Below are 8,960 nucleotides of genomic sequence, written 5' to 3'. Positions count from 1 at the left end.
GGGGGCGGCTGCGCCTGCGGGAACAGGTAGCGCCCATGACCGCGCCGCATCCCTTTGAAATTTTCATGCGCGAGGCCATCGCCCTTGCCCGGCGGGGTCGCTGGCGCGCAGCGCCCAACCCCACGGTGGGCGCGGTGCTGGTGCGCGACGGCCAGGTGGTGGCGCACGGCTATCACACGGCCTGCGGCATGCCCCATGCCGAGGTGGAATGCCTGCGCGACGCGGCGGCCAATGGCGTAAACCCGGCAGCCTGCACCCTGGTGGTCACGCTGGAGCCGTGCAACCACCACGGCAAGACGCCCCCCTGTTCGCGGGCGGTGCTGGATGCGGGCATCCGCCACGTGGTGGTGGGCATGGCCGACCCCAACCCCGTGGCCAGGGGCGGTGCGGAATTTTTGCGCCAGCACGGCGTGCATGTTGAAATGGGCGTGTGCGAGCAGGACTGCCGCGACCTGGTGGCCGACTTCGTCACCTGGAAAAAGACGGACCTGCCCTACGTCATCCTGAAGCTGGCCAGCACGCTGGACGGGCGCATCGCCACCCGCACGGGCCATTCGCAGTGGATAAGCTGCCCGGCTTCGCGCCGCCGGGTGCATGCCATCCGCGCGGGCGCGGGCCATGCCGGGGGGGCGGTGCTGGTGGGCGGTGGAACCCTGTTCGCCGATAACCCGCTGCTTACCGCCCGCTGCGGCGATTTTTCGGATGCTTTTCCCGTCGCCCCCCAAGGGGGGTGCCCCAACGTTGACGATGCAGCCGCCCCGCGCCGCCAGCCTTTGGCCGTGGCTGTCACCTCGCGCATGGACGAGGTGGCCGCGCGGGCTGGCGACCTTGTTCTGCTGCAACAGCGGGCGGCGGACGCCATTTTCTGGACCACCGAGGCCGCTGCGGCATCCCCGGCTGCGGACACGGTACGCGCCACCGGCGCACGGGTGTGGGGCCTGCCGAGCCTGAGCGGCACGGAGAGCACAGGCGGCACTGGGCTGGACCTGCGCGTGGGCCTGGCCCGGTTGCGCAGCGAAGCCGGTTGCCTGTACGTGCTGTGCGAGGGCGGCGGCCAGTTGGGGCTGGCCCTGCTGGAAGCCGGGCTGGTGCATGAATTCGAGTTGCACCTGGCCCCCAAGGTGCTGGGCGACAACGCGGCGCGTCCCCTGTTCGACGGGCGCGCGCCCCTGCGCATGGACGATGCGCTGGGCCTGCGCGTGGCCGCCACCGCCACCAGCGACGAAGACCTTGTCATCACACTGCGCCCCAAGGCGTAGTGATACGTTCCAGACAACGGCGGCGCGCCGCCTCGGAGACAGTTCATGTTCACCGGCATCATTCAGGGACAGGGCGGCATCGTGGCCGTGGAAAGCGCGGGCAAGGAAACCCGCCTGCGCATCCGGCCCCTGTTCGTGCTGTCCGACATCGTGGTGGGCGAATCCATCGCGGCCAACGGCGTGTGCCTGACCGTGGAAACCCACGGAGGCAGCCGCGATGCGGCGTGGTACACCTGCTACGCATCCGCGGAAACCATGCGCCTGACCACCCTCGGCGACCTCAAGACCGGCGACAGGGTGAACCTGGAACGCGCGCTGGCCATGGGCGACCGGCTGGGCGGACACATGGTGGCCGGTCACGTGGACTGCGTGGCCACCGTGGCCGAGGTGCGCGAAGAAGGCGAATCGCGCCGCTACCGGCTGAAGTTTCCGCAGGAATTCGGCCCCCAGGTCATCCCCAAGGGCTCCGTGGCCCTTGACGGGGTGAGCCTGACGGTTAATCATTGCGGCCCGGATTTTCTGGAGGTCAACGTCATCCCCGAAACGCAGCGGGTCACCACCATCGCAGGGTGGAAGCCCGGAGTCCGCGTGAACATGGAGACGGACCTCATCGGCAAGTACGTGCAGCGCATGCTTTCGGCATGGCAGGGCGGCGCATCCGCCACCGGCCATGCTGCTTCCGGCTCCGGCGGGGGTGGCGCGCTGACCGTGGAATTCCTGAAGGAACACGGCTTCTAGGCGTTTTCGCAGAACGCCGGGGCCGGGTCTTCACCCATGTCCAGAACGCCGCGCCCGCACGGGGCGGCGCCGCATATCCAGAGGTAGCCATGCCCATTTGCAAGACCGAGGAAGCCATCGAGGAAATCCGCAAGGGTAAGATGATCATCCTCGTGGACGACGAAGACCGCGAGAACGAAGGCGACCTGACCATCGCCGCAGAACACGTCACCCCCGAGATCATCAACTTCATGGCCACGCACGGGCGCGGCCTGATCTGCCTGGCCCTTGAACCGGCGCAGGTGGACAAGCTGCAACTGCCCATGATGACCCGCCGCAACGGCTCGAAGTTCGGCACCAACTTCACGGTGTCCATCGAGGCGCGCAAGGGCGTGACCACGGGCATCTCCGCCGCCGACCGCGCCACCACCATCCTGGCCGCCGTTGCCGACGAGGCCCAGCCCGAAGACCTGGTGACCCCCGGTCACATCTTTCCGCTGCGAGCCCAAAAGGGCGGCGTCATGGTGCGCGCGGGACAGACCGAAGGCAGCGTGGACCTGTCGAAGCTGGCCGGGCTGAAGGGCGCGGCGGTGATCTGCGAGATCATGCGCGACGACGGCGAAATGGCCCGCATGCCCGACCTGATCGAGTTCGCGAAAAAGCACGACATGAAGATCGCCACCATCCGCGATCTCATCCGCTACCGCATGCAGTCGGGCCTGCTGTCCGTGAAGCGCGTGGCAGAAGCGCAGATGCCCACCAAGTACGGCGAATTCCGCGTCATCGCCTACGAGAACGAACTGCACGACGAAACCCACCTGGCCCTCGTCAAGGGCGACATCACCCCCGGCGAGCCGGTACTGGTGCGCGTGCACAGCGAATGCCTGACCGGCGACGTGCTGGGTTCCATGCGCTGCGACTGCGGCGGCCAGCTTGCGGCGGCCATGTGCCAGATCGCAGGCGAAGGCAAGGGCGTGCTGCTGTACATGCGCCAGGAAGGGCGCGGCATCGGCCTTGCCAACAAGATCCGCGCCTATGCCTTGCAGGACCAGGGCTACGACACCGTGGAGGCCAACCACAAGCTGGGCTTCAAGGCGGACCTGCGCGACTACGGCATCGGCGCGCAGATACTGGTGGACCTTGGCGTGCGCAAGATGCGCATGATGACCAACAACCCCAAGAAGATCATCGGCCTTGAAGGCTACGGCATCGATGTGGTGGAACGGGTACCCGTGGAACTGGAATCCTGCTCCTTCAACGAGACGTACCTGCGCACCAAGAAGGAGAAGATGGGCCATCTTCTCGAACTGAAGCACACCGATACGCCGAGCGAAATCTAACCGACACGCAACCGCCCCGCCCGTGCCCGGCACAACCCGGCGCGGGCGGAGGACGGCCCCATATCACGCCCCGGCGCGCCGCCGGAAAAGGAGACCCCCAATGCTGCACGTCAAGACCATCGAGGGCCAGTTCGACGCCAAGGGCCTGAAGTTCGCCATCATCGCCACCCGCTTCAACGACTTCATCGTGGACCGTCTGGTGGGCGGCGCGGTGGACTACCTGGCCCGCCACGGCTGCGAGCGCGAGGACATGACCATCGTTCGCATTCCCGGCGCGTTCGAAATGCCCATCGTGGCCCAGAAGCTGGCCAAGAGCGGCCGCTACCACGGCATCATCGCCCTGGGCGCCGTCATTCGCGGGGCCACCCCCCATTTCGACTTCGTGGCCGGCGAAGCCACCAAGGGCCTGGCCCACATTTCGCTCGATTCCGGCGTGCCCGTGGGCTTCGGCCTGCTGACCACCGACTCCATCGAGCAGGCCATCGAACGCGCGGGCACCAAGGCTGGCAACAAGGGCGTGGAAGCCGCCGCCGCCGTGCTGGAAACCGTGCGCGTGATGGAGCAGCTGTAACCCCATGGCCAACCAGGGCAAAAAACCCACCCGGCGCAGCGAGCGCGCGCTGGCCTTCCAGGTGCTGTACGGGCTCAGCTTTACCCCGGCCACCAGCGAAGGCGCGTTGCGCGCGGCGTATGCCGCATCGCCCGATGTGGCCGACCGCACCGCCGAGGACGAAAAGGCCGAACGGCACAACCCCGCCACCGCCCCGCAGGGCTACGCATGGGAAGTCATCCACGGCGTGTGGAAGACCCAGGCCGAACTGGACGAGGCCGTGTCCGGCTTTTCGCAGAACTGGCGCGTGGAGCGCATGGGCCGCGTGGAACTGACGCTGCTGCGCATCGCCGTGTACGAAATGCTGTTCCGCGATGACGTGCCCGCCAAGGTGGCCATGAACGAGGCCATCGAACTTTCCAAGCAGTTCGGCGACGACAACTCGCGCGGTTTCATCAACGGCATTCTCGACGCGGTGGCCCGCGCGGTGGAATCGGGCCGACTAACTCCCAAGGGGCAGTAGGCCCCGGTGCTGGCGGAAAGTTCTGCGGCGCTTAACCGCCCGGAATCACCCCGCGAATGCGCAATTGGCACTTGAAGGCGCGCGTCCGAAAGGCTACGGTCTGACGGGCTCGCGCCCTCGGTCTTCCCGGCAGGCGCGCACATGCCTGTTCAGGACCGGACCAGACACCAGACCCGACACCCGCCGCCACAGGCGACCGGAACAGGCACCGGTCGGCAGTGGCACGGCAGGCGGTCAGGGGCCAGCCCGCAAGGGCCAGCCCACAAGGACCAGCCCACAAGGACCATCGCGGCATGAAACCCGAACGCGGCATGAAATACGATCACCAGTCCATCGAAATCAAATGGCAGCGCACCTGGGAAGAAAGCGGCGCCTTCCACTGCGACCACCACTCCGACAAGCCCAAGTACTACGTGCTCGAGATGTTCCCCTACCCTTCGGGCAACATCCACATGGGGCACGTGCGCAACTACTCCATCGGCGACGTGGTGGCGCGCTTCAAGCGCATGCAAGGCTTCAACGTGCTGCACCCCATGGGCTGGGACGCCTTCGGGCTGCCTGCGGAAAACGCCGCCATCAAGCACGGCACCCATCCCGCCAAGTGGACCTTTTCCAACATCGACAACATGCGCACCCAGTTGCGCCGCCTTGGCTACTCGTATGACTGGCGGCGCGAGCTGGCCACCTGCACGCCCGAATACTACCGCTGGGAGCAGCAGTTCTTCCTGCGGTTCTTCGAAAAGGGCCTGGTGTACCGCAAGCAGGCCCCGCAGAACTGGTGCCCCAAGTGCCACACCGTGCTCGCCAACGAGCAGGTCATCGAAGGGCTGTGCTGGCGCTGCGATTCCGCCGTGGAGCAGAAGAACCTGACCCAGTGGTTCCTGCGCATCACCGACTACGCGGAAGAACTGCTGGCCGACCTCGACAAGCTGGAGGCGGGCTGGCCCGAGCGCGTGGTGAGCATGCAGCGCAACTGGATCGGCAAGTCCATCGGCGCGGAGATCGTGTTCCCGCTGGAGAGTACCGACAGTTCCATCACCGTGTTCACCACCCGGCAGGACACCGTGTTCGGCGCCACCTTCATGAGCCTTGCCCCCGAACATCCGCTGGTGGAACAGCTCATTGACGGAAAGCCCGAGGCCCCGGCGGTGCGCGCCTTCGTGGAGCGCATCCGCAACATGGACCGCATCGTGCGCCAGTCGGACGACCTGGAGAAGGAAGGCGTGTTCACCGGCGCCTACTGCGTGAACCCCTTCACCGGGCGCCGCATGCCCATCTGGGTGGCCAACTTCGTGCTGGCCGAATACGGCACCGGCGCGGTCATGGCCGTGCCCGCGCACGACCAGCGCGACTTCGAATTCGCCCGCAAGTACGACCTGCCCATGCAGGTTGTCATCCAGCCGGAAGGCGACGCGCTGGACACCGCCGCCATGCAGGCCGCCTGGACCGAGGCGGGCCTGCTGGTCAATTCCGGCGAATTCGACGGCCTGCCCAACGAGGCCGCCAAGCAGAAGATCGCCGATTCGCTGGAAACCTCCGGCAAGGGTCGCCGCACCGTCAACTACCGCCTGCGCGACTGGAACATCTCGCGCCAGCGGTACTGGGGCGCGCCCATTCCCGTGGTGTACTGCGATGCCTGCGGCGTGGTTGCCGAAAAGGACGAGAACCTGCCCGTGCTGCTGCCCCTGGAAGTGCGCACCCACGAGGATGGCCGCTCGCCACTGCCCGACACCCCCGAATTCGCGGAATGCACCTGCCCCAAGTGCGGCGGCAAGGCCCGCCGCGAAACCGACACCATGGACACCTTCGTGGAGTCCTCGTGGTATTTCGCGCGCTACACCAGCGCCAGCAAGGACGACGGCGCGTTCGACCCCGCCGCACTGAAGTACTGGATGCCCGTGGACCAGTACATCGGCGGCGTGGAGCACGCCATCCTGCACCTGCTCTACTCTCGCTTCTTCGTGAAGGCACTGCGCGACTGCGGCTACATGGACCTGGACGAACCCTTCGCCAACCTGCTCACCCAGGGCATGGTGCTGAAGGAAGGGGCCAAGATGTCCAAGTCCAAGGGCAACGTGGTGGACCCCACCGAAATGATCGCCCGCTACGGGGCGGACACGGTGCGTCTGTTCTGCCTGTTCGCCGCGCCGCCGGAACGCGACTTCGACTGGAGCGATTCCGGCATCGAAGGCTCCTACCGCTTCATCGGGCGCATCTGGCGCCTGGCCGAGGAACTTTCCGGCGTGCTCCTGCCGGTGAAGGCCTGTTCGGCCACGGCGGCGGACGCGGCAACGCCCCAGGGCAAGGACCTGCGCAACAAGGAACATGCCACGGTGCGCAAGGCCGGGGCGGACATCAGCGACAGGTTCCAGTTCAACACGGCCATCGCGGCGGTGATGGAACTGGTCAACGCCCTGTACCTGGCCAAGGACGAACTGTCCGGCGACGAGGGCGGGCGGAAGGTGCTGTCCAGCGCCGTGGCCACCGTGCTCACGCTGCTTTCGCCCATCACCCCGCACATCGCCGAGGAACTGTGGGCCAGCGTAGGCAACGCCGGTCGCATCACCGACGAGCCGTGGCCGCAGTGGAGCGAGGAAGCCCTGGCCCGTGACGAGGAAACCATCGTGGTCCAGATCAACGGCAAGCTGCGCGGCCGCGTCAGCGTGCCCGCAGGGGCGGACGCCAAGGCCATAGAGGCCGCCGCCCTGTCGGAACCCAACGTGGCCCGCCATCTGGAGGATGTCACCGTGCGCAAGGTCGTCGTCATTCCCGGCAAGCTCGTCAACGTGGTGGTCGGCTAGCCATGGCCGCCGCGTCCTTCAGGAACCTTGGCCCCCGTGCGGGCGGCAACGGCGGATTCCTGTCCCGCATGACGCGGCGCATGCCGCGCATCCTCCCGGTCTTGGCCCTGCTGGCCGCCCTGTTCGCCCTGTTCGCCCTGTCCGCTCTGACCGGCTGCGCGGGCTACAACCTGACCAGCGAGGAAACCGGCATCTTCGGCGACGGCAGCAAGACCCTCAAGATCAAGAGCGTGGACAACCCCACCATGTACTCCTGGCTGCCGTACATCCTGCGTTCCTCCCTGCGCGACGAGATAGCCGCGCGCAGCCTGGCGGTATGGAAGGACGACGGGCGCGCGGACTACGAGGTCAAGCTGCGGGTGCACTACTTCCGCCTACGCGGCGACGTGCGCGACTCCGACGACAGGACGCAGTTGTACACCGCCTCCATGGCCGCAGCGGTCACCGTGTACGATGGCGCCACCAACGCCGTGGTCTGGGAGTCCGGAGTCGTCGGCTACTCCGACTCGTACGACACCTACAACGAACGCGACGCCGCCGAAAAGGTGGGCATCGAACTGGTGCGACGGCTGGTGGACAAGATGCGCCAGCGCTTCTAGACCGCAGGCCAAGGCCCGGATATAAACGACCCGAGGGGAGGCGTTCCCTTCGGGCCTTCTTGTTGCCGCCCCGCAACCCCACGGTGACTGCATGACCCGACCCGGCTTCACCATCTGCATCTGCCCCGACGCCCGCCTGACCCGCGACCGCATCGACGCGCTGCTGGCCGCGCACCCGCCAGCGGCGGGTGACGATTCCGCTGCGGCCTCCATGTCCGGCGAGCTTGGGGGCATGGCCGCGCCCGCGGCATGGGACCGCCAGGCCTTCTGGGGCGACGAGCTCCTGCCCCCCGCCTTCTGGGAACACCTGACGCTCCAGGGGCTGTTCGCCACGCCGCGCGCCCTGGTGGTGCGCAACGCCCAGAACCTGCCCGCGGAAACGTGGAAGCGCATCTCCGCCGCGTTGGCCAAGCCCAATCCGCTGGCATGGCCGTTCCTGTGCCTGGAGGTACCCTTCGACAAGGGCCAGCCCAAGCTGCCCGCCCACATCGCCAGGCTGCGCTGCCTGGACTTTGCGGACAAGCAAAAGTGGATATGGCGCTCGCCCGGCCTGGACGAGCGCGGCGTGGCCACCTTCGTGCGCCAGCATGCCGCCTCGCGCGCCATCCGCTTTGCCCCCGGCGCGCTGGAGGCGATCTGCGCCGCCCTTCCACCCGACGCCACCGCCATCGCCACCGAACTGGAAAAGCTCTCGCTGGCCGCTGGCGACGGAGAGGTTACCCCGGCCATGGCCGCGCTGGTGGACCACGCGGCGGACATCGACATCTTTGCCTTCATGCGGGCGCTGCAGGCGGGCAACGCCCCCATGACCGTGTGGCGTCAGGTGCTGCGCGACCGTCTGGGCGGCGATTCCATGCTCTTCCCCTTCCTGGGCATGCTGCTGCGCGAAACGCGCATCCTGTGGCAGTTGCTGGCGGGAGAGCCGGTGCGCCTGCCCCCCTCGGTCCTGCCGCCCAAGCAGCAACTGGCCCGCCAGTTGGGCCATGCCGGACTTGCCCGGATATGGGATATGGCGCTGGAGGCGGAACTGGGCATCAAGAGCGGCGAACGCTCGCCCGAACAGGCCATGGAAATGCTGGTGGCCGGGCTGTTCACCCTGTTCGCCCGCAGCCGCCGCGCTGCGACCGGCACCGGCCAGGCCGGACCCGGGCAGGCGGGCGGGGGACACCCC

General features: G+C 67.4%; 8 protein-coding genes. All 8 read left to right on the top strand.

All coding sequences use genetic code 11. From position 1 onward, the window contains the following. Positions 1 to 35 precede the first annotated feature (35 nt). Positions 36 to 1,259, top strand: a complete 1,224-nt coding sequence (gene ribD / locus FVW20_RS01310; protein WP_196607963.1) for a bifunctional diaminohydroxyphosphoribosylaminopyrimidine deaminase/5-amino-6-(5-phosphoribosylamino)uracil reductase RibD — start codon at positions 36 to 38, stop codon at positions 1,257 to 1,259. 45 nt (positions 1,260 to 1,304) lie between these two features. Continuing rightward, positions 1,305 to 1,997: a riboflavin synthase gene (locus tag FVW20_RS01305; RefSeq protein WP_196607962.1), complete on the top strand. Its 693-nt coding sequence runs from the start codon at positions 1,305 to 1,307 to the stop codon at positions 1,995 to 1,997. 89 nt (positions 1,998 to 2,086) lie between these two features. After that, a complete protein-coding gene (locus FVW20_RS01300) occupies positions 2,087 to 3,316 on the top strand; it encodes a bifunctional 3,4-dihydroxy-2-butanone-4-phosphate synthase/GTP cyclohydrolase II (RefSeq protein WP_167122492.1) in 1,230 nt (409 codons plus the stop codon). 100 nt (positions 3,317 to 3,416) lie between these two features. Next, complete coding sequence (gene ribH, locus FVW20_RS01295; protein ID WP_015946709.1) at positions 3,417 to 3,887, top strand: 6,7-dimethyl-8-ribityllumazine synthase; 471 nt, start codon at positions 3,417 to 3,419, stop codon at positions 3,885 to 3,887. Positions 3,888 to 3,891: 4 nt separating this feature from the next. Beyond that, positions 3,892 to 4,389: a transcription antitermination factor NusB gene (nusB, locus tag FVW20_RS01290; protein ID WP_196607961.1), complete on the top strand. Its 498-nt coding sequence runs from the start codon at positions 3,892 to 3,894 to the stop codon at positions 4,387 to 4,389. A gap of 311 nt (positions 4,390 to 4,700) precedes the next feature. After that, on the top strand, positions 4,701 to 7,190 hold the full coding sequence (leuS, locus tag FVW20_RS01285) for a leucine--tRNA ligase (RefSeq protein WP_196607964.1): 2,490 nt from the start codon (positions 4,701 to 4,703) through the stop codon (positions 7,188 to 7,190). Between the two features lie 80 nt (positions 7,191 to 7,270). Next, a complete protein-coding gene (gene lptE / locus FVW20_RS01280) occupies positions 7,271 to 7,789 on the top strand; it encodes an LPS assembly lipoprotein LptE (protein ID WP_196607960.1) in 519 nt (172 codons plus the stop codon). A gap of 91 nt (positions 7,790 to 7,880) precedes the next feature. Next, positions 7,881 to 8,960, top strand: a 1,080-nt coding sequence (locus FVW20_RS01275; RefSeq protein ID WP_231038763.1) for a DNA polymerase III subunit delta, incomplete at its 3' end; no start/stop codon positions are given.

It is taken from the genome of Nitratidesulfovibrio oxamicus (assembly GCF_015731765.1).
GTDB lineage: Bacteria > Desulfobacterota > Desulfovibrionia > Desulfovibrionales > Desulfovibrionaceae > Cupidesulfovibrio > Cupidesulfovibrio oxamicus.
This window is presented reverse-complemented; position numbering and strand designations above follow the sequence as displayed.